The sequence below is a fragment of the Trichormus variabilis 0441 genome, from assembly GCF_009856605.1.
In the GTDB taxonomy this organism is placed as follows: domain Bacteria; phylum Cyanobacteriota; class Cyanobacteriia; order Cyanobacteriales; family Nostocaceae; genus Trichormus; species Trichormus variabilis.
Genome location: NZ_CP047242.1, coordinates 2529928 through 2552246 on the forward strand (window position 1 = coordinate 2529928; position 22319 = coordinate 2552246).

At 42.0% G+C, this 22319-nt stretch carries 13 protein-coding genes; 7 read left to right on the top strand and 6 right to left on the bottom strand.

Annotated elements, in window-relative coordinates; translation table 11 throughout:
- Positions 1-51: 51 nt before the first annotated feature.
- From GSQ19_RS10370 to GSQ19_RS10385, 4 genes are all read right to left on the bottom strand, one after another.
- Positions 52-918, bottom strand: coding sequence for a nitrate ABC transporter ATP-binding protein (locus GSQ19_RS10370; RefSeq protein ID WP_011317872.1), 867 nt, complete (start codon positions 916-918; stop codon positions 52-54).
- Positions 919-1052: 134 nt separating this feature from the next.
- A complete protein-coding gene (locus tag GSQ19_RS10375) occupies positions 1053-3056 on the bottom strand; it encodes an ABC transporter ATP-binding/substrate-binding protein (RefSeq protein ID WP_011317873.1) in 2004 nt (667 codons plus the stop codon).
- An 81-nt stretch (positions 3057-3137) separates the two neighbouring features.
- Positions 3138-3977, bottom strand: coding sequence for a nitrate ABC transporter permease (ntrB, locus tag GSQ19_RS10380; RefSeq protein WP_011317874.1), 840 nt, complete (start codon positions 3975-3977; stop codon positions 3138-3140).
- Positions 3978-4090: 113 nt separating this feature from the next.
- On the bottom strand, positions 4091-5467 hold the full coding sequence (locus tag GSQ19_RS10385) for a CmpA/NrtA family ABC transporter substrate-binding protein (protein ID WP_011317875.1): 1377 nt from the start codon (positions 5465-5467) through the stop codon (positions 4091-4093).
- Positions 5468-6046: 579 nt separating this feature from the next.
- Here GSQ19_RS10385 and GSQ19_RS10390 point away from each other — a divergent pair.
- The 3 genes from GSQ19_RS10390 to GSQ19_RS10400 all read left to right on the top strand — a co-directional run bounded on the left by GSQ19_RS10390 (position 6047) and on the right by GSQ19_RS10400 (position 14748).
- Positions 6047-7504: a protein adenylyltransferase SelO gene (locus GSQ19_RS10390; protein ID WP_011317876.1), complete on the top strand. Its 1458-nt coding sequence runs from the start codon at positions 6047-6049 to the stop codon at positions 7502-7504.
- Between the two features lie 792 nt (positions 7505-8296).
- Positions 8297-13759, top strand: coding sequence for a PAS domain S-box protein (locus tag GSQ19_RS10395; protein WP_011317877.1), 5463 nt, complete (start codon positions 8297-8299; stop codon positions 13757-13759).
- Positions 13756-14748: a response regulator gene (locus GSQ19_RS10400; RefSeq protein ID WP_011317878.1), complete on the top strand. Its 993-nt coding sequence runs from the start codon at positions 13756-13758 to the stop codon at positions 14746-14748. The genes GSQ19_RS10395 and GSQ19_RS10400 overlap by 4 nt, the downstream gene beginning before the upstream one ends.
- Before the next feature lie 43 nt (positions 14749-14791).
- Here GSQ19_RS10400 and GSQ19_RS10405 read toward each other — a convergent pair whose 3' ends face one another.
- Both GSQ19_RS10405 and GSQ19_RS10410 read right to left on the bottom strand, forming a co-directional pair.
- Positions 14792-15796, bottom strand: a complete 1005-nt coding sequence (locus tag GSQ19_RS10405; protein ID WP_011317879.1) for a glycerate kinase — start codon at positions 15794-15796, stop codon at positions 14792-14794.
- A 29-nt stretch (positions 15797-15825) separates the two neighbouring features.
- On the bottom strand, positions 15826-16158 hold the full coding sequence (locus GSQ19_RS10410; RefSeq protein WP_011317880.1) for a DUF565 domain-containing protein: 333 nt from the start codon (positions 16156-16158) through the stop codon (positions 15826-15828).
- Positions 16159-16935: 777 nt separating this feature from the next.
- On the opposite strand from GSQ19_RS10410, the gene GSQ19_RS10415 reads away from it, so the two are divergent.
- The 4 genes from GSQ19_RS10415 to GSQ19_RS10430 all read left to right on the top strand — a co-directional run bounded on the left by GSQ19_RS10415 (position 16936) and on the right by GSQ19_RS10430 (position 22311).
- Entirely contained in the window at positions 16936-17547 is a 612-nt protein-coding gene (locus GSQ19_RS10415; RefSeq protein WP_011317881.1) for a hypothetical protein, read from the top strand.
- 418 nt (positions 17548-17965) lie between these two features.
- Positions 17966-19861 carry an ArnT family glycosyltransferase gene (locus GSQ19_RS10420; protein WP_011317882.1) on the top strand — a complete coding sequence of 632 codons (1896 nt, stop codon included), beginning with the start codon at positions 17966-17968 and terminating at the stop codon, positions 19859-19861.
- A 320-nt stretch (positions 19862-20181) separates the two neighbouring features.
- Positions 20182-21486, top strand: coding sequence for a hypothetical protein (locus tag GSQ19_RS10425; protein ID WP_011317883.1), 1305 nt, complete (start codon positions 20182-20184; stop codon positions 21484-21486).
- A gap of 135 nt (positions 21487-21621) precedes the next feature.
- Positions 21622-22311 (top strand): hypothetical protein, encoded by a 690-nt coding sequence (locus GSQ19_RS10430; RefSeq protein ID WP_199312836.1) that lies wholly within the window; start codon positions 21622-21624, stop codon positions 22309-22311.
- Positions 22312-22319: the final 8 nt, after the last annotated feature.

The following is a 22319-nucleotide window of genomic DNA, read 5'->3' on the forward strand; positions in this document are numbered from 1 at the left end:
TACCTTTTATCTTTTACCTAAGTGCTAACAGTCGTCATCTGGGGAACGTTGTTATCCCACATCATCATGGGCAAATCTATTAAAGAGAAAGTCTAGGGCGTAGTTACGCAGTTTATAGTATTCTGGATCTTCCATTATACGGGCGCGATCGCGTGGGCGAGAAAATGGAATTTCCAACACTTCACCGATTTTGGCGTGGGGGCCGTTGGTCATCATTACCAATTTGTCGGCTAAAAATAGCGCCTCATCGATGTCGTGGGTAATCATCAATACTGTGCAGCGATTATCACCCCAGATTTTCAACAATTCTTCTTGTAATTCCTCTTTGGTGATGGCATCTAGCGCCCCAAAAGGTTCGTCTAAAATCAGGACTTTGGGACGAATTGCCAAAGCACGGGCAATAGATACCCGTTGTCTCATACCCCCTGACATTTGCATGGGTTTTTTCTCCATCGCATCAGCCAGTCCCACCATTGCCAAATGTTCCCGGACAATTGCCCTTTTCTCTGGTTCTGGCTTGTTGGGGTAAACAGCATTCACCGCTAGATAGATATTTTCAAAAGCAGTCCGCCAAGGAAGGAGGGCATAGTTTTGAAACACCACCATTCTATCGGGGCCAGGTTGGGTGATGGGTTGACCTTCCAGTAAAACTTGCCCGGAGGTAGGAAAGTTAAAACCAGACACCATATTTAGTAGTGTGGATTTACCACAACCAGAGTGACCAATAACACAGAGAAATTCACCCTGTTCTACATTTAAGTTAACGCCATCAAGGACGGTGAAGGGGCCTTTCTTGGTGGGATAGACTTTACTAACGTCTTTAATTTCTAGGAAAGGTCTGTTGTTAGTCGCACTAACCGAGTGTCTTTCCTGTCTGCTTCTGGTGGTTTCGGTAACGCTTGAACTACGGTTTTGCATGGTGGTGAAGGGGGTATGATTTGGGGGAGTTTGGTAGGGTGCGTTAAGGACGTTAGTCCTAACGCACCATACTGGCTGTGATTTTGAATTTTGTAGCTTGCTTCTCCGATAGGAGTATTTTGAATTTTGAATCGTTAAGCTACTCTTCTGGTTGGCGAGTCTAAGATGACTTCCGCAATGGAGAAATCACGCTTAATGTGCAGGCTGTTGAGATAGGCTATGGGGTCGTCGGCGTTAAAGGGTGTGCCATCAAATAATTCGATGGGTTGGCGAGTGTAGCTGATGTCCAGACCTAATTCTCTGGCGGCGGTACTGAAAACGCGTACACGACAAACCCGTTCTACAACTTCTACCCAGTTTCTGGGGAAAGGCGTATCACCCCAGCGCGCCAACTGACTCATAATCCAGATTTGTTCGGTACGGCTGGGACGGTTGATGGCTGACTGGGCAAAAAACTGGTGGTGGGCGTAGTCTCGTAATGGGTGGTCTATATCACAGACAAGGCTATTTGGGTCTTCCAGTTGAATGTAATCTAAATCTGTGCTGACGTAATCTCTACCTGCCACAATTCTTCTGACTTCTTCGACATTTTCTGGTCGAGAACAATATTCACAGGCTTCCAGCAAAGCTTTAGTCAAGGCGATGTGGGTATTAGGATATTTTTCTGCCCAATCTTCCCGCACCCCAAGGACTTTGCCAGGGTGTCCCAACCACACTTCCAAGTCGGTAGCGATGGTAAAGCCGATATTTTCTACGGCGGCGCGGTAATTCCAAGGTTCACCCACGCAATAACCGTCAATACTTTTGTTTTGCAAGTCGGCTACCATCTGCGCTGGCGGGATGGTTCTCATATCCACATCTAAATCGGGGTCAATTCCACCAGCCGCTAACCAGTAACGTAGCAATAAATTGTGCATGGATGCGGGATGGACTACCCCCATGATGTGACGTTGGTCACGGGTACGCAAGAGGTAATTTTTGAAGTCCGATAAGCTGCGAACACCTTCATCATAAAAGCGTTTCGCCAAGGTGATGGCGTTACCGTTACGGGTCATGGTGAGGGCGGTAACCACAGGTAGGGGTTGGTTATCATGTCCACCCAAGGTTAACCACATGGGCATCCCGGAAGGCATTTGGGCAGCATCTATATAACCGCCTTTCATGCCATCCACAATACCCCGCCAGCTAGTTTCCCGCACTAAGTTGACTTCATCCAAACCATGCTTAGTAAAGAAACCTTTTTCTTTGGCTACAGCTAGAGGGGCGCAAGCTGTCAAAGGTAAGAAACCAATTTCTAGGTTAACTTTTTCTAACCCGTGACGAGCCACATCTGCGGTTTTCCGGGCGCGAATTTTCTTCACCCGCTTTTGTTGGTTGAGGAAGTAAATCATCTCACTCCGCAAACTGTAGTAGCTTGGGTGTTCTACTACTTCCATGCGTTTCCGGGGTCTGGGGATATCAACTTCTAGGATGTCACCAATTTTGGATTCGGGGCCGTTGGTCAGCATGACAATTCTGTCAGACAACAGCACGGCTTCATCTACGTCGTGAGTCACCATTACCGCCGTGACTTCATTTTCTTCGCAGATTTGCATTAACTGTTCTTGCAAATTCCCTCTGGTCAGAGCATCCAAAGCGCCAAAGGGTTCATCCAATAGTAATAGTTTAGGACGAATTGCCAAGGCACGGGCGATCGCTACCCGTTGTTTTTGTCCCCCAGACAACATCCCCGGTTGTTTATCGGCGTGGGGACGCAAACCCACCATATCTATATGTTTTTCTACAATTGATTTGCGTTCAGCTTCCGGCATTCCCTTCATGACTGAGTTGACAGCTAGGGCAATATTTTCTCTCACCGTCCGCCAAGGCAACAAAGAATAGTTTTGGAAAACCACCATCCGGTCTGGCCCTGGTCTGCTAATTCTTTGTCCTTCCAGGGTGACTATACCTTCAGTTGGCAAATCCAAACCAGCAATCATATTCAATAAAGTGGACTTACCGCAACCGGAGTGACCAATCAAAGAAACAAACTCACCTTTTCTAATTTGGAGGTCAATTCCTTTGAGGGCGATATATTTCCCACCACCGGTTAATTCAAATACCTTATCAATTTGGTCAACTGCAACAAATACGCTCATTTCCTTTGTTCCCCATGACTTTGTTCGCTTGGTCAATAGCCATTAACTAATGACTATTGACTAATGACTATTGACTAATGTCTATTTCTGTTCTGCTGGTAAGATTTTGTTTTGCAACCAAGCCATTAACTTATCGAGAATCAGACCAACAACACCGATGTAGACCAGGGCTAAAATTACTTCGCTGACGTTGTTGTTTTGATAAGCATCCCAGATGAAAAAGCCAATCCCAACGATACCGGACATAACGATTTCTGCGGCGATAATCGCTAACCAAGCTAAACCAATCGCTATTCTCAAGCCAGTGAAAATGTAGGGTAAAGCAGAGGGAATAAGGATGTTGGTGAAGTATTCTTTGCGGCTAAGTTGAAGAACTTTAGCAACGTTGTTGTAATCTTGGGGAATTTGAGTTACGCCTACTGCCGTGTTAATTAAGATAGGCCAAATGGCAGTGATGAAAATTACGAATAATGCTGCTGGTTCGTTTTGTCTTAAAGCTGCCAAGGAAATGGGAACCCAAGCCAAAGGTGGTACAGTCCGTAGTAATTGGAATATGGGGTCTAAAGCTTTAGACATGGTTTTATTAATGCCAATTAAAACCCCTAAGGCAACGCCAACAACGGCCGCTAAGCTATAGCTGATTGCTACCCGTTGGAGACTGGCTAAAATTTGCCAAAATAGACCTTTGTCTGTGCCACCTTTATCGTAAAAGGGATACAAAATGAGTATCCAGGTGTCTTGGATTACTTGTACAGGGCCTGGTAATGTAGCGCCAGGAGTCCACGAGAATAATTGCCAGATTACCAGAAAAATTACAATGGCGATCGCTGGCGGGAATAAATCAGGAAACTGCTTTTGTAAACTTGATAAGAAACTGTTATCAAATCTAGGATTTACTGGTCTTTTCTGTGCGACGGTCATGTTAATTTATGCTCCTCAGATGACGACTTATGGAAGGAAAACTTGACTCAAGAGTGTAGCGATTCTCTTGATTGATGACTGATGACTGATGACTGATGACTGTTAACTAATGACTAAACACTAACTTTCTTGATTTTCAGGCTCTTGAGATATTCGTCTGGCTTTTCGGGGTCAAATTTTGTGCCATCAAAGAATTCTTCAACACCGCGAGATGTACTTGTGGGAATATCAGCCGCAGCAATTCCCGCCTCTTTAGCCGCTTCTTTCCAAATATCTTCGCGGTTGACTTTATCGATTAATTCTTTGGCTTTAGCTGCACCATTAGCTAGGTAATCTTTGGGTAAGAATCCCCAACGTACATTTTCTGTGATGAACCACAAATCATGACTCTTGTAGGGATAAGAAACACTACCTTTTTCATCTTTCCAGTAGTAAGCCGCCATTGATTTATCATCAATTTTGCGACCATCACCCATATCATATTTGCCGACGTATGGGTCTGCCAGAATTTCTGGATTATTGAGGTTGAAATAATTTCTTCCAGCCAGAATTTGAGCTGCTTCTTTGCGGTTGTCAAAATTATCTAACCACTGTTGCGCCTCCATAATGCCTTTGAGTAACGCTTTGGTTGCTTTGGGGTATTTATCCACCCAATCAGCTCTCATTGCCAAGTATTCTTCTGGGTGATTTTTCCAAATCTCTGCGGTTAAGGCGGCCATGTAGCCAATTTTGTCGTTGACCAAGCGGAATGGCCAGGGGTCACCTGTGCTGAAAGCGTCCATTGTGCCGGTTTTCATGTTAGCTACAGTTTGCGCCGCCGGGACTGTCAGCAGTTTGACATCTGCATCTGGGTCAATACCGCCTGCGGCTAACCAGTAGCGAATCCATAAGTCTTGGTTGACGTGGGGGAAAGTGAAAGCGGCAGTGAAGGGTGTAGAAGACTTGAGTTGGCTAAATAAAGACTTAGCGCCTTCTAATTTTAAACTGATACCTTTACCTTGGTGCTTGTTAGCGATCGCAATTCCATTCCCATGTGTAATTAATTGACATAACACATACATGGGTATCTTTTGATTACCCTTAGTAATTAAACCTTCGGTAATCAAGTGTGGCATAGGCATTTGCCATTGACCGCCATCAATACCACCACCAGCCGAACCAATTTCTACGTTATCTCTAGCAGAACCCCAAGAAGCTTGTTTAGAAAGTTCTACATTAGTTAATCCATATTTAGCAAAGAAACCTTTTTCTTTGGCAATAATTAAAGGAGCCGATTCCACAATGGGAATATATCCCAACTTCACAGTAGTGACTTCTGGTGCTTGCTCTGCGCTAACATTAGCAGCAGGTTGAGCAGTTGGTGCAGATTGTGTTCCTCCGGTAGTCTCAGGCGGATTTCCCAAGCAACCTTTGAGGAACACTGCACCTGCCGAAGCTCCTGCTGTAACTATAAACTTGCGGCGAGAAAATTGATTAAAAAACTCTGTCATATATAGCCCCTTGAGTCGAATTTAAATTTTTGTAGACATGACAATTTATGCAGGCGAAACAGATGTTTCGTGCAATATACAAAAACTTTTTTCACCATACTGAGTAAAACGATCCCCTCTATTTCTATGCAGAAATAGATTGAATCACTACTGAGTAAATAAAAATAGCTAAATTACTTGGCTTTACTTGAGCTTTCCTTGCGGTCGCTCGCTGTATTGAAATTTAGTTTACAGGTTTTATTCTCAAAGTGGTTAACTTTGAACAGGTAATTATTAAATAAATATTAGATTGGTTATATAAGTAAAAATTTATCTTCGCAGACAAAAGTAGATATATTCATTCAATGTATCGATGTTTATCAATGATGAGCATTTATGAAGAAGGGGATTTACTCAATTGATCCATATATTGATGTAATTTTCTGGTAAAAACCTGGGGATTTATCAATACAAACTATTATCTAAAACTATAGATTGAGTATTTATGCTGGCTGAAATTGCCAAGTTTAGTTGGCGATTCACAAGAACTTAGCTAGGACGATAGTATTGAGGGAAGAATCAATTAAGCCTGGCTTATCAATGACTTTAGCGGAAACTTTCAATACCGAAAATCATCCCAATCCTTTGATTACCCTGAACTACGAACCAGCCTTAGAATCTTTGGGTAACGACTACTATGATGAAGTCACAGCCGCCGAATTTCCTCAACTCACCCTACGCTGGCGGAATGACGCGATACTACCAAGACTGGGACTAGACCCGCAAACAGTGACAGATGAAGATTTCATCACCGCTTTTGGTTTATTCCAAGGACGCAAGCCACTGTTAGCACTGCGTTACCACGGCTATCAATTCGGTGAGTATAACCCCAACTTGGGTGATGGTAGAGGTTTTTTGTATGGACAAGTTCGCGGTACTGATGGCGAACTGTATGACTTTGGGACAAAAGGTTCTGGAAGAACACCCTATTCTCGTGGTGGCGATGGAATGCTGACACTCAAAGGTGGTGTGAGAGAGGTTTTAGCCGCCGAAGCATTACACCAATTAGGAGTTAGAACCTCTCGCTGTCTCACCATGATAGAAACTGGTTTAGGTTTGTGGCGCGGTGATGAACCTTCACCCACCCGTTCATCGGTGATGGTGAGGATGAACAAGTCTCATATTCGTTTTGGGACTTTTGAGCGTCTGCACTATTTTCAACGCTCAGATTTAATTAAGAAACTCTTAGATCATGTAATTGAGCATTATTACCAACACCTAACCCATGAATCAGATAAGTATGCTTTATTTTATGCGGAATTAGTGAAACGGGTGGCAGAATTAGTCGCTCAATGGATGGCCGCAGGCTTTTGTCATGCAGTTCTCAACACTGACAATATGTCAATTACTGGGGAAAGCTTTGACTACGGGCCTTATGCGTTTATTCCTACTTATAATCCCTACTTTACAGCTGCATATTTTGATTATTACGGACGCTATTGTTACATCCAACAACCAAGTATTTGTCAGTGGAACCTGGAAATGCTGCAAGTCCCATTAAGAGCAGTTATTGATAAAGCTGATATGGAAGCTGGATTAGCCAAATTTAATGAGTATTGCCATGCAGAATATCACTCTTTGATGTTGAAAAAATTAGGCTTTGAGCAGTTAACCACCCCAGAAGCAGAAGAGCTTTTAAGCCTCACCCTCAAGTTTTTACAAGAGAGTCAAGTTGGCTATCACCAGTTTTTCTATGAGATGGCGCGTACATTTTCAGTTAAATGGAGAGATGAGCCAGGACTGGTATTAAGTGGTTCAGATATTGTTCCTCCATCAGGTACAGATGCAAACTTTGATAATTGGTGTGTGCTTTACCATAAAATTCTCAATAATTTCGACTATGAACAAGTGAAGATAATTGCTCAGAATCTTACTTACTACAATCCAAAAACTTCATTATTGAGACCCACCATCGAAGAAGCTTGGGAACCGATTGTTCAAGAAGATAATTGGCAACCTTTTTATGATTTAGTTAAGAGCATTCAATCAAGAGGCTAGTAACTAAGCAGAAAGTCTACAAGGCGGAATATCCTACGGGGAGGCTTACGCCGACCCAGGAAAGCAAGCTACAGAAATCAAAATTCATATAAAGTAAGCATTTTTTGTTGGTAGTTATTGATTATTTACTGGAAAAAGTTAGGTTTAAAACCGAGTAGCATTGTAGGCAAGACATCCTTTTTTCCAAGGTAGGCTTCGGCGTGAGCGCTCAGTCGAACGCTCACGCCGGACGAAATCGGAACGGTAGAAAACCAACACCGGTGCTTTCAAGTCGGGAACACGCACACGCCTCTGGCTCTAGGGTGTTGATTTTGTAACTTTTCAGGATTTAAAAATTAATGCACTAGCGTATTTTGTTTCCTTATGAAAACTAAAAAGACATAGAACTTTCACCCAGATTGTCTAACCAATATACCTGTCTTATTTTTAATAAAAAAAATAACTATATTTAACAGCAAATAACAGGTTAATAATCACATATTTAAGCTATTTTAGCTATGGTTTAAGTTAATAACTTTGATTGTGATTAGATATATAAATATTAAAGTTAAATTAATTTTTGTTGTGTAGTAAGCAAATATCAATTAATATCTCTTGCACAGTTTTTATAAAGAATTTACCATAAAAATTCTGCAATAAAAACTACTTAACTCAGGTGAGGATTTCCCACCTGATTTTTTCGAGAAATAATTTAAGTAAATGTCCTGCTATTATTAGTGTTTTTATTGACATACAAATGAAGACTAGTGTTAAGTAGTGTGACTTATATCAAATGTGCTGGAGGTGGAATAAGTGAATAGGCAGCACAAACATCACCGATGTAATCCAGTAAACTTTTTAAGCAAACAAAATTTGCTGCCGTTTTTGCTTGGTATTGTGATTTTATTGGTTGTGGTGATGCTGTGGCTAAGACTACAAGCCGAAGAAGAAATCAAAATTCAACAGTTGATCAAACAGCAAGCGATCGCCACCCAAACTGAATTAGTAACACAACTGAAGACTCGCATTCTGGCATTAAAACGTATAGGTAAACACTGGGAAATGCACGGCAGCATTCCCCAGGCACAATGGGAACTAGAAGCAAGAGCATATCTTGAAGATTACGGAGGTTATCAAGCCATCAAGCTGGTTGACCCATCATGGCAAGTACTGCGGTCTGTTTCTGTAGCAAAAAACAAAGCAGCCGAGAATTTAGAGATAATGCCAAAATTCCCACAATGTAAGGGAGCAACAGCACAGCCAAGCCATGAAACTACGCTAACTCATACAGTTAATCTCAACCAAGGCGATCGGGTATTTTTCGCTTGTGTACCTTTATGGATGGGAGATAAGTTTGGTGGTGCGGTCTTAGGAATTTTTCAGGTTAAACAGTTCTTTGAGTCAGTTTTACACATAGCACCAGGTTACAAGATTAGAGTATTTGATGGTCAAGAGTTGATCTATGGCCAAGATAGACAGTCCTCAACCCTACCATCTTGGCAACAGTCAGTAAACATCAACTTTGATGGGATGACTTGGCAATTGCAGATTTACCCAACCCCAGAACTATTAAAAGATTTATATTCACCTCTACCAACAGTTGTATTAGTAGCCGGAATTTTCAACGCTGGGGCAGTCACCCTACTAATTTATTTTGCTCAAGCCACCAAACTTAGTAACCATCAGATTGGCAGAATCAACCAAGAACTAGCTGACAGAATTGAAAAACAAACACAGGTAGAAATTGCCTTGCGTGCCAGTGAAAACCGTTTGCGAGAGTTATTAGAAACAGTCAGAGTTATACCTTGGGAAGTTGACTTAAAAACTCAGCATTTCACCTATGTTGGGCCGCAAGCAGAAACTTTACTGGCATACCCTATTGCTCAATGGTACGAGGAAAATTTCTGGGACAATCATCTACATCCCCATGACCGAGATTGGGCTGTGAGATTTTGCCAGGAAGCGGCCAACAAAGGGCAAAACCACGAGTTGGAATACCGAATGCTAGCTGCTGACGGCAGAGTTGTCTGGTTACGAGACGTTGTGAATGTAGTGGAAGTTGATGGAACTCCCGTAATGCTGCGGGGGTTCATGTTTGATATTACCGACCTCAAGCGAGTGGAAGAAACTTTGAGATTACGGGAGAGAGCATTAGCCGCCAGCAGTAATGGCATTGTTATTAGCGATGCTAAACTTCCCAATTATCCAGTAATATATGTGAACTCTGCCTTTGAGCAGATCACAGGTTACAAAGCTACAGAAATCGTCGGACGCAACTGTCGTTTTTTGCAAGGTAACGACACGACACAACCAGCAATCGAAGAGTTGAGGTCAGCACTCAAAGCAGGCAAAAATTGTAAGGTGATTCTGCGTAACTATCGCAAAGATGGCAGTTTGTTTTGGAATCAGTTGAGCGTCTCGCCCATTTATAACGATAATGGCCAGTTAAGTCACTTTATTGGGATTCAAACTGATATTAGCGATCGCCAACAAGCAGAAGCTTCTTTACGACGGCAAGCCCTCACCTTTGAAAATATTTACGATGGTGTGATTATCACCAACTTACAAGGGCAAATTCTGGACTGGAATCCTGCCGCAGAAAGGATGTTTGGTTATAGCAAAGACCATATTTGTGGACAAAGTATTAGTATTCTGCACAAGGTAGAAGAAGATGCAGCCTTAAACAGCGCCATTATTGCAGAAATCACCAAGCAGGGGCGCTGGTCAGGAGAAATTAACTTTGTGCGTCAGGATGGTAGTCAAGGAATTTGTGAAACAACCATCGTTGCCCTACAAGATGACCAGGGACAAACTGTCGCCACAATTAGCGTCAATCGTGACATTACTGAACGCAAGCACGCTGAATTATTGCTCAGGCGTAGCGAAGAACGTTTTCAAGCTTTCATGAATCATAGCCCCACACCTGCTTGGATTACGGATATAGATGGCACAATTGTTTATCTAAGCGAAACTTATCGGCGGACTTTTCAATTACCAACACAAGAACTCATTGGTACAAATATTTTTGATATTTATCCACCCGAATTGATTCAAACTTTCCGAGAAACTATCCAAATAGTTGCGCGTACCCATCAAGTTATGGAAACTGTAGAGTCTGTACCTTGTAGTGATGGCACAGTGCGAGATTTTTTGGTTTATAAATTTCCCATATCTAGTAAACCTGATGAGTGTTTAATTGGCGGTATTGCTATTGATATTACTGAACGCAAACAAGCCGAAGCAGCTCTGAGAAAAAGTGAAGAACGTTGGCAATTAGTCATTGAAGGTAATCAAGACGCTATTTGGGATTGGAATATTATCACCAATGAAACGTTTCGTTCTGCGCGGTGGGCAGAACTCATCAAAGAACAAAACTATCAACCCATAGCTGATCATGCAGATTGCATTAGCCGCATTCATCCTGATGATTATGAGCGGGTGATGGCAGTTAGACAAGATTGTCTTAGTCGGAAAATTCCTAATTATGTGGTGGAGTATCGTTTGCGTTGCAACGATGACAGCTATAAGTGGGTATTAGTTCATGCAACTGGTCAATGGGATGAGCGGGGTAATCCGGTGCGGATGGTTGGTTCTATCAAAGACATTACTGAACGCATAGAAGCGCAAGAAGCCTTACAAAGACAATTACACAGAACCCTATTACTAGAAAAAATTACCCAAAAAATTCGCCAAAGTCTCGATAGTAAAGAAATTTTTGAAACAGCTGCCACCCAAATTGGCCAAGCTTTAGCAGTCGATCGCTGCCTGATACATTCTTACATTAGTCATCATGACCCACATATTCCCTTAGTCGCTGAATATAACAACGTTCTCGATTACTGCTCAATGCAGAAATGGGAATTTACTACCACTGGGAATCGTCACATTTTACAAATGATGTCCCAGGATAAGGCGATCGCCTCTGCCAATGTCTACACCGATCCTTTACTACAAACAGCAGTACCTAGCTGCTGTGAAATTGGGGTCAAGTCCATGCTAGCTGTCCGCACTTCCTATCAAGGGGAGCCTAACGGAGCTATTTGTTTACATCAGTGTAAGTATTTTCGCCAGTGGACTCCTGAAGAAATTGAATTACTAGAAGCAGTGGCTGCTCAATTGGGCATAGCGTTAGCTCAAGCTCAGTTATTAGAGCAGGAAACCCGCCAACGGGAAGAACTCACTATCAAAAATTTTGCCTTAGAACAAGCAAAAAGGGCAGCAGAAGCCGCTAATCGGGCAAAAAGCGAATTTTTGGCTATGATGAGCCACGAAATCCGCACTCCTATGAATGCTGTGATCGGCATGACAGGATTACTCTTAGATACGGAATTAACTTCCCAACAACGCGACTTTGTGGAGACAGTTCTCACAAGTGGCGATGCTTTGTTGAGTATTATTAATGACATTCTGGATTTCTCCAAAATTGAATCTGGTAAGTTAGAACTGGAAGAACAACCTTTTGAGGTGAGGACTTGTGTAGAACAAGTCATCGACCTCTTAGCCGCTAAAGCTGCCCAAAAAGATATTGAACTCGCTTACCTGATTCATCCCCAGGTACCCATGCAAATCGCTGGAGATTTAACTCGCCTGCGGCAGATTTTGACGAATCTCCTCAATAATGCGATCAAATTTACCCCAGAAGGAGAAGTTGTAGTCTCTGTGCGTAGCCAGCCATCACCCAACCAAAAAACCAAGAACTGCTGCGAAATTATCTTTACCATCAAAGATACAGGTATTGGTATTGCCCCGGAAACAATGGATTTGTTATTTCAACCATTTGTCCAGGCTGATGCCTCGATGACAAGAAAATATGGGGGTACAGGACTAGGACTCGTTATCAGCAAAAGATTGGGTGAAATGATGGGCGGCTATCTTTGGGTAGAAAGTCGGGGGTGCGTTGGTGGAAACCCTCCCCCTGGATGGCAACGTAAAAACTCAATCTCATCTGCTTCTGTGGCTACAGGTTCCACCTTTTATTTTTCTATGACTGTGCCTGTGGTGGCTCATGCAGATTTAGAGACTTCCATCACTTCCCCAGTTCAACTGAGCGGTAAACGGTTATTAATTGTCGATGATAATCCAACAAATCGCCAGATTTTGAGATTACAAGCCGAACCTTGGCAGATGGAAACTTACACAGCCCCATCTGGTGCTGAAGCTTTAGCGCTGATAGACCAGGGAATGGCCTTTGATATTGCCATTTTGGATGTGCAGATGCCGGAAATGGACGGTCTGACACTGGCAAGGCAAATTCGTCAGCGTCCCAGTTATCAACACTTACCCTTGGTGATTTTAACTTCTTGGGGTCAACCAGATACTGACTTGAGTGATATCGAATTTGCAGCCTGTCTAAATAAACCAATTAAACAATCTCAACTTTTTGATGTCTTAGCTGCAAGTTTGGGCAATCAACCTATCCGTGCTAGTGTTGTTCCTGATCGTTCCGCTCAAGTCAATTCATGTCTGGCACAGCAGATACCTCTACGCATTTTGCTTGCAGAAGATATAGTGGTGAATCAGAAAGTGGCTCTGCTGATCCTGAAAAAATTGGGTTATCGGGCAGATGTAGTGGCTAATGGACTAGAAGTGCTGGAAGCTTTACAACGTCAGTCCTATGATGTAGTGCTGATGGATGTGAATATGCCAGAAATGGACGGGTTGAAAGCCAGCCAAATCATTTGTCAAACTTGGAGTCCTCGTTCTCGTCCATATATTATCGCTATGACCGCTAATGCTATGCGGGGCGATCGCGAAGCTTGCTTGGCGGCGGGAATGGATCACTACATTAGTAAGCCTTTACAACTTGAGGAGTTAGCCAAGGCACTGGGCAAATGTCACCCCTCAACTAGTTCTACAGAGAAAGCACTGGAGAAAACCAGTAGCCAAAATCAGACTTTTACAGATATTAGTGATTTAAAATTTGCCACAATAGATACAAAGATTTTACAAGCATTACGGGATATGTTAGGAGGAGATAAAGTAGCATTTGCCGAATTAATCAACTGTTACCTTACTGAATCCCCTAAATTGATTGAAAATTTAAATGTAGCTATTAATACGGAAGATACCCAAGGAATATGGAAGACAGCGCACAAATTTAAATCCAGTAGTGGCTCAGTTGGGGCGGTTTTTCTAGCACAACTTTGTAAATTGCTAGAAGCTAAGGGTCGCAATAACAATCTAGAGGGTTGTATAGAACTTGGCTCACAGTTATGTCAAGAGTATGAACTAGTCAAAACGGCTTTGTACAGAGAAGTGAACAAGGAGACACCATGAAAAATACAGTTCCAGAAAGCCCGTCCCTCATTCTCATTGTTGATGATGAACCGTTCATCCGAGCGCAGTTGCGGCTTTCTCTACAATGTGAAGGCTATCGCACAGCCGAGGCTGAAGATGGTAGAAAGGCTTTGACTATTTTTCAAGAACTGCAACCTGATATAGTACTGCTGGATGCGATTATGCCTGACCTGGACGGCTTTGAGTGTTGCACTCGTTTGCAGCTACTAGAAGATGGTAAATACACACCAGTCTTAATGATTACTGGACTAGAGGATCAAGAATCAGTTGATCGGGCATTTGAGGTGGGAGCAATTGATTATGTTACCAAACCTATTCACTGGCCAGTTTTGCGTCAACGGGTCAAACGTTTAATTCAGCAATCCCATCTCCAACAAAAGCTAGAAGCGGCTAACAGAGAATTGCAAAGGTTGGTGACGATTGATGAGTTAACTCAAGTAGCCAACCGCCGCAGATTTGAGGAATATTGCGCTCAAGAGTGGCAACGTATGGCGCGGGATCAACTACCCTTATCTCTGATTCTTTGTGATGTCGATTTTTTTAAAGCTTACAACGATACTTATGGTCATCGGGCGGGCGATCGCTGTTTACAATTGGTGGCAAAAGCTATTGAAAACTGCGTTAATCGACCGGCTGATGTAGTCGCTCGTTATGGGGGCGAAGAATTTGCTGTTATCCTACCCAGAACATATCCTGAGGGAGCTATTCATTTAGCTAACGCCATCTGCTCTGCTGTTCGAGAATTGCAAATTCCCCATCTGACTTCTCAAGCTAATACTTGTGTCACCATTAGTGCTGGGGTAGCTACAGAAATTCCTGTACCCAACTCTGATTTTCAAGAAATTATCGATGCTGCCGATCGCGCCTTATATCAAGCTAAAATGGCCGGACGCGATCGCTGTCAACAATATATTAAACAATCATCTTCTCCTGTTTATTTTTTAAATGCTCATCATCGACTGGCTTGAGTAAGAAGTTAGAGGTTAAGGCAGATATTTCCTCCATAACCAATTACCGATTCGGTTGATAAACTCGACCAAATGTATGATCAGGGTGAATCTCAACTACTAAATCGACTAGAGCAGCACATTGAGATAAGGGTTGAATAAATAATTCAGGATGTAGCGATCGCCAAAAATAATTGACAAACTCTTCTATCTGTGCATCTGACATTCCTGTTCTACCAGCAGCAATCATTTTTTGTTCAGCTTGTTTGCGCCATTCCAGAGAGCAACGGTAATCTGTGGGATATAACAAAATTAAACTGTCTAATTTCTCCCATAGTGGCAAATAATTATTTAACTGACGATTCATATCACGGGCAAAAGCCTGATCTTCATTAGTGAGAATCGGCGGTGGGGGGAAATTAAAGAGGCTGGGATCAATTGGGCGGACACCAACAAACCATCCCTCAAAAATTAAAATATCAACTCCTGTAATGACATCAGAATCAGTGCGATCGCCTGCACCAGAGTGAGCAGATTTATCAAAGCGGGGAACAATTACAGGACTTTTTCCTTGACGGATTTGTTCTAGAACATTCAAACCTAAATCGATATCATGGGTTCCTGGGGGGCCACGCCAAATTAAACGAGGGTCTTGCTGTAGTAAAGCTAGGCGATCGCTATAAGTTTTATATAAGTCATCTAGCGACAAACTTAAGGTACGATATCCCAACTGCTGGAGAATGATCTGAATCACTAGGGAAGTGGTAGTTTTACCAGTTCCTTGACTACCTAAAATTCCTTGGATAAAGGGGTGTTTTAACTTTTGATGTTGTGCGGCTATTTTCATTCCCAGTGGTAGCCATAAGTCCCACAAAACCGGGAACATTTTTTCTGGTGGTATTTTCAGATTATTTTGACAGAACTGATTAAAAGCTGGCAGCACCGCTTGTAAAAGAAGCGATCGCTCTCGGATCATTTCCTCTACGTTTGCCGGCGTGATCCCAAAAGCTTTAGCCCTCAATTCATCTGCTAAAGCTGCTGCTGCCGCTTCCTTCTGCCCGACTTGCATCACGTCGCCCAACTCCTCCCCACTTCTAACTATGATCCCAGCTTAAAGGCTTCAATAAACAGGCTATAGGTAAAGCCGACTTTGAGAAGATTGAGTGATTCTACTAAGAGCGATCGCCTAGCGAAAAAGCCCTGCATATAAAATATTCTGCTAGTAACCTCCGTCAGAAATACTAAAAATGCCGCGATCACAATATCTAGTTCTGACCTTTGACCTGCTGTGGTAGAGATTGCTGTACCCAGAAAAATGCCGAATAAAAAGCTAATCAATAGTAGCGACAACCGCCGCCAAGGATTTAAAAACCATTGCCCCAACTGCCTAGCAATGGTATCGAACAAGTTGTTAAGACGAGTGTTTTGCATCGGTGAGGTTTTTGGAAAATGATGGGCAGTCAGGAATGCTCCATCAAATTAGTTTGACACAAATTACCGGGATGCTATTGAAAATATCTAAGAAGATGTTTGAAAAGTATCATTGCTAACACCAAAATCTTAAAAACTTAACCCCCCTAGCCCCCTTCCCTACGAGGGAATGGGGGTTTCAAAGCCTCTCGACCTTTCGGGGAGAGGGTTGGAGAGGGGTTTCTAGTATACTTTTCGACTTTTCAAACACCCTCTAAGTATCTGTAGGGTGGGCAATGCCCAACCTTGTATATTTCTTGTATGGTTTGTTGACTACTGACGGTTAATAGTCAAAACGGAAAGATGTGCAAGTTAAAGCAAGGGCAGCTGATTAATTCACTGGAGAAATGTTACGAAATGTAAACATTTTTGGTTGATCAAGATCCAGTTTTGGGGGAAAATAGCCTGTGCTTCAAACTACTTATTTCCCAAAAATTATTATTGTCTCTATCAGTATAAATATATAATTAATGTACTTTAAGATACCCCTGGACTGGATATAATTATACTTCATTTCCAGTATAATCAAGCTTTTAGAGCCTTTCTTAGTTGAAAAATCAGGTAATTATTCATGCTTCCAGTTTTTAGAAAAACTGATACTTATGCTACATTCTTGAGCCAAATTCTACAGAAGTCCACACCCAGGAAGTAAGCAATTTTCCTTGATTATCTCTAGGGAGAATAGGCTACTATTTGGTCAAGCCTACAAAAATAATTATTTCTAAAATCAATATCAATATGAAATCTTCAGTGTATCGTAACGCTGTGGTGACAGCTTGCGCCTTGGGTCTACTGGGATTACTGGTAGGTTGCTGGGGAATGACAGTATCAATTGAAGCTACAAATCCAGATGTTCCTTCAAGTATATCTACTGATATAGAAGAGATGAAAACCAATTCGTCTTTGCCGAGTAATTCTACTGAAGTTGTAAATACAACAAATTCACCAACGAATTTAATCACGCAAAAGAGTGAGCCAACGAATTCCATCTTGGCTGCACGCCAATCATTACCCCGTGACACCAAGCATCTGGGGAAATTACGCATGAGTAATCAAACAGATCAACCTGTGCGATTGGCTTTATTAGCTCGCCAGTCAGCCAATAAAGGCTCAACTACCAAAGAAAGTGGTGTTCCTGCTCATTGGGATTTTGATCCCCAAGAAGGTAGTGCCAGAGGATTAATACTCTCTCTACCAAATGGAAGCATGAAACTGGAAAAAGGCGATATTTTAGTAGCCTTTGCCCAAGATGGTTCCCGACGCTACTGGGGTCCTTATGTTGTCGGAGAAACGCCTCAACCCACTTGGAATCCCCAAAGTCAAGAATGGGTTTTAGTTCTTAGTCAATAGTCATGGAGTTTTTTGTCAGTGGCCAGTGGCAACATAACTAATTAGGACTTACGTAGGGGTGTAAGGGTTTAGGGGTTTAGGGGTGTAAGGGTTTTAAACATTTATACCCTTCTCTAAACCCTTGATCTTGCGTTTTCATGGGTAAGTTCTACTAATAACCGACACGCACAACGCAATAAAAAAGTAGGAATATTCAAGAACAAAACATAGCCACTGAACGACTTATGATCAATGCAAGAAATAAAAAGTTAATAGCTTATACCAATTCTCTATGAAGTTGCGCCAAATAAATGATGTAGAGACGTTGCATCAACGTCTCTACAGTACAGAATAAAGTGCATCTTCATCAAGAAACGGTATTACAGCCAAAAAGCTATTAACTATTAACTACTGACCGTTGACTAATGACTATTGACTGATGAGGTTAAAATTGAGCGTTCTTGGCGCTGTTGAGCGGTGCTTCAATAATCTAGTAAAGCGTCCAGCCCTTGCTGTGACTGCCTCAATTCTGTGGTTGATTCTAATTGGTTGGATAGGCTATGGATGGAACTTAGGCAGTGTTGGCTTGGTTGACGAAACAGAGCCATTATTTGCTGAAGCTTCACGGCAAATGTTAGTTACGGGTGATTGGATCACGCCGTTTTTCAATGGTCAAACTCGTTTTGACAAACCTGCTTTAGTTTATTGGTGTCAAGCGATCGCCTATGCGGTGTTTGGTGTGAATGAGTGGGCAGTGCGTCTTCCCTCAGCGTTAGCAGCAATGGGAGCAGTGTCCCTAGCTTTTTATACAGTTCATTGGTCTATAACGAAAAAGGATGAGTTAGAACAAGTGACACTGCCAACTCGCCGCTACTTAACAGCTGGTGTAGCCGCAGGTGTCATGGCACTCAATGCACAAATGATTGTCTGGGGAAGAACTGGTGTCTCAGATATGCTCTTAACTGGGTGTATCGCCTCAGCTTTGTTATGCTTTTTCCTCGGATACGCGGCAATGGAGTCTGGAGAAAGACAGGAAGCAGGAGATGGGGGAATGCCGAACCCAAAGGGCAGGAGGAATAAGCGATCGCTATTCCCTAACAAGTGGTATTTGGCTTGTTATGTGCTAACTGCTGGGGCAATTTTGACTAAAGGCCCTGTGGGTATTGTTTTACCGGGGATCATTGTCTTGGTATTTTTGCTATATGTGGGGCAGTTGCGAACAGTACTGCGGGAAATGCGCCTCGTTTTAGGAACAGTTATTATCTTAGGTTTATCTGTTCCCTGGTATGCCTTGGTGATTTGGCGTAATGGTGAGAGTTATATCAACTCTTTTTTTGGATATCACAATGTGGAGCGTTTTACGGAAGTAGTTAATGGTCACTCGGCTCCTTGGTATTTTTACTTTGTGATAGTGACACTATTTTTCGCCCCATATTCGGTCTATTTACCTTTAGCACTTTTCAGACTGAAGTTTTGGCAGCGATCGCACTGGCAAAATCAAGAACGTTCTCAACAGTTGGGTTTATTTGCCTGTATTTGGTTTCTGAGCGTTTTTAGTTTCTTTACGATCGCTGTTACCAAACTGCCAAGCTACGTCTTACCTTTAATGCCGGCGGCCGCTATTTTAGTAGCATTGTTATGGAGTGATTTCTTCCCCAGTGGTGAACAAACAAACAAGATAGAGATTACTTATCCATCTTCTCTTTTACTAGCCAGTGGCTGGGTAAATGTTATATTTTTAACCATTGTGGCAGTAGCGTCGTTTCACACATATCATCTGTTGGGTAATGATGATGCAGCCCCCAACTTCCGCCAAAATTTACAAGATTCTGGATTACCGGCGATCGGCGGCTGGCTTTGGCTCGCCGGGGCAATTTTTGTTGCTGTTTTAATATTGCGTCGCTATTGGCATTCTATTATCGGCGTTAATATGCTCGGATTCGCGGCCTTTTTGCTAGTTGTCACCATGCCAGCTTTGTTTTTGATGGATCAAGAGCGTCAACTACCATTAAGAGACTTATCTGCTGTTGTAGCTCAAGTACAACAACCAAAAGAAGAAATAATGATGGTTGGTTTCAAAAAGCCAAGTGTAGTTTTTTATAGTCACAAACAGATAAATTTTGTCCAGACAACAGAAGAGGGTGTGGAATATATCCATAATTTAGCTAATCAAGCAGTTAAACCATCTTCCCTATTACTTGTGACTAACAAAAAAAACTTTTTCAAAATGGACTTACCGCCAGATAATTACGAAAATTTAGAAATTCAAGGTGCTTACCAATTGACTCGGATTAATTTCAAGAAGATGAAAACTGAAAAAGTTAAAATTTCCTGATTGGTAATCATTGAAAGCTTCATATCCCTAACTTTTCCAAAAAGTTAGGGATTTTTATATGAATTCTGTTTATTTGTGTTATAACCCTAAGTGTATTGCCCAAAGGATGTATGAAATGATGGCTTTTTGGGCAAAAATTGAGTTAGATCAGGTCACTACCTTAGAGCAAAAATGACTGCGTTCCACTACAGGCGATCGCAAGAATTTTGGCTCTATATAAATAAATTATATTTACGTAAGATCACTATTTTCAATTAATAGATTTTACGTATAAATTGCTGACATCTTTGCGTACAGTTTTTGACCGCAGGAAAATTTAGATGAATAAAATACAAACCAATATAAATACTGGTGATTTTACCTCTCCATTTATTGGTATTAACTATACTTTCTGGAACGTAGGGACAAGATTAATCTCTCTACTGCTCATGTTTACGGCTATTTCTCACAAATCAGCAGTCGCGGCAGATACTATTACCACGGAAGATCAACAGCCCGAATTGAGTACCTCTGCAAAAACTCAAGACTTGTTCACAGCATCTAAAGTTAATTCACAACCCGATATTAGCCTGAAGCAACGCTTGCTAGCACATCAAAAAAGTCGCCAGCTAGCTCAGTCTGAGACTATCAAGATTAATGATAGTTTTACTGCTAATGTCGCACCAGAAACCTTTAGTAATTCTTTTGCTGAAAATACGTTTTCCTCTATATCTCAAAATGCTTTAGTAACGGAGGATAACTCTCAGCAAGATTTATTTACTTCTTCAGTGAGTAATCCTGAATTAATCACAGAACAACAAGCTAACATATCCCAAAATCCACAACCACCAATCATTGCTCAAATAGACTCCTCAGAAACAGTGGGGGATACTTTTGGCGATACTAATAAGCTACGCCAAGAACTTTTAATTGAACCTATTGTTAAACCCAGAGAAGCTTCAAAAGCTTCTCCTGGTTCAACGGCTGGTACTCCTTCTGCCTATGGTGCAAGTTTCGGTCAGGCCTATATTGGTGGTGGTTTATTTTTTCCTCTAGAAGATAATAAAGATAGGGTAGATGGTTCTTTATCTGTTGGTTTTGGGTTAGGAGATTCTGCTAAATCTGTAGGGCTGGAAGTTAACGTCAATATTACTAGTGTGGGTGGTGGCGACACTTTTGATTTTGGTGATAGCGGTGGTGTAGGATTCAAACTACATAGGTATTTGGGTGACGGTACAGCAGTAGCTGTAGGGTGGTCAAATGCTATTAAATGGGGAGATGTAAGTAGCGCTAAAGATACCATCTATGGTGTAGTTACTAGGGCGTTTCCACTGCAACCCAAGAACCCAAATAATCAATTACCTTTGACTATTTCTGTCGGCCTTGGTAGTGGTGCTTTCCGTTCTAAAGGTGCAATAGATGCCAATGAAAATCCGGCAAATCTTTTTGCTAGTTTAGGTTTGAGAGTGATACCTCAAGTATCTTTAGTCAGTAGCTGGACTGGAAATCGTCTCAATATGGGTGCTTCTTTTGCCCCCTTCAAGAAGACACCTATAGTTATCAATGCTGTTTTCACAGATGTTACTAGTAACTTTAATAGTGGTCTGGGTTTTTCCCTGAGTGCTGGATACAGTTTTCGGTTCTAACTGCTGAGTTATAGCTGTCGCCAGTAGTTTTAGGACATCAATAGATGATACAACCTAGACACAACAAGACTTTTCACCCAGTCCCCAGTCCCTAGTCCCCAGCTATATCTTGAAATTTCATCAAAAGTAATAGCAATGAAGAAACAACAATTTTCTCTAAGTCTGGTTCTAACTTTGATTATCTCCGGTTATTTAGCGGGTGCGCCTATGAGAGTATATGCTGGTAGCGCTGGGATAACAGGCGGAAGTGAAGACTCTTCCTCATCATCCGGTGATAGTTTTAACCCAGCAGATTCTCAATCTTCTCCTGAACTTGCTCCCGGTGTGAATGTGGAAATTAGTGGTGATGGCAGTCTTAGCATATCAGCAGAAACTCAAAGTAGTTTAAATGCAGCGATCGCTAATATATTAAGCCAAACCCCAGCAGCAAATAGTGTAGCAGCAAATATCATAGCTATCTTGCAAGGAGGGGCAAATGCGTCCGCAGCAGCTAATCAGCTACAGTCTTCTCTAGTGAGTTTAGGAGTTCCCGGTTCTTCAGCACAGGCACTGGTAAGTGCTTTATTGGGTCTAGCTGGGAATAAATCGGCTTCTGCGTCGGGTTTTACCGTAGGCACTAAAGGTTTAATCACCAATTCAGTAATAGCCCAAAAAGAAGCTTCCCCAACTCTAAATATTAATAATTTGAATGCTGCTATTAATGCTTACAACAAAATTGTGATGGAAAGTAGTCCAGAGGTTCTTCAACAACTGGCAAAAGATGCGAATTTTCGGGAAATTGGTAATTTACTCAAGCAATTAAGGGCTGCTTTGAGTCAAAGTTAAGTGTAATG

Bases quoted from the DNA above. Each gene is read 5' to 3' on its own strand.
- GSQ19_RS10390 (WP_011317876.1), top strand. From the start codon at position 6,047: ATGACTTTAGCGGAAACTTTCAATACCGAAAATCATCCCAATCCTTTG.
- GSQ19_RS10405 (WP_011317879.1), bottom strand. From the start codon at position 15,796: ATGCAAGTCGGGCAGAAGGAAGCGGCAGCAGCAGCTTTAGCAGATGAA.
- GSQ19_RS10430 (WP_199312836.1), top strand. From the start codon at position 21,622: ATGAAGAAACAACAATTTTCTCTAAGTCTGGTTCTAACTTTGATTATC.
- GSQ19_RS10415 (WP_011317881.1), top strand. From the start codon at position 16,936: ATGAAATCTTCAGTGTATCGTAACGCTGTGGTGACAGCTTGCGCCTTG.
- GSQ19_RS10400 (WP_011317878.1), top strand. From the start codon at position 13,756: ATGAAAAATACAGTTCCAGAAAGCCCGTCCCTCATTCTCATTGTTGAT.
- ntrB (WP_011317874.1), bottom strand. From the start codon at position 3,977: ATGACCGTCGCACAGAAAAGACCAGTAAATCCTAGATTTGATAACAGT.
- GSQ19_RS10370 (WP_011317872.1), bottom strand. From the start codon at position 918: ATGCAAAACCGTAGTTCAAGCGTTACCGAAACCACCAGAAGCAGACAG.
- GSQ19_RS10410 (WP_011317880.1), bottom strand. From the start codon at position 16,158: ATGCAAAACACTCGTCTTAACAACTTGTTCGATACCATTGCTAGGCAG.
- GSQ19_RS10375 (WP_011317873.1), bottom strand. From the start codon at position 3,056: ATGAGCGTATTTGTTGCAGTTGACCAAATTGATAAGGTATTTGAATTA.
- GSQ19_RS10420 (WP_011317882.1), top strand. From the start codon at position 17,966: ATGAGGTTAAAATTGAGCGTTCTTGGCGCTGTTGAGCGGTGCTTCAAT.
- GSQ19_RS10425 (WP_011317883.1), top strand. From the start codon at position 20,182: ATGAATAAAATACAAACCAATATAAATACTGGTGATTTTACCTCTCCA.
- GSQ19_RS10385 (WP_011317875.1), bottom strand. From the start codon at position 5,467: ATGACAGAGTTTTTTAATCAATTTTCTCGCCGCAAGTTTATAGTTACA.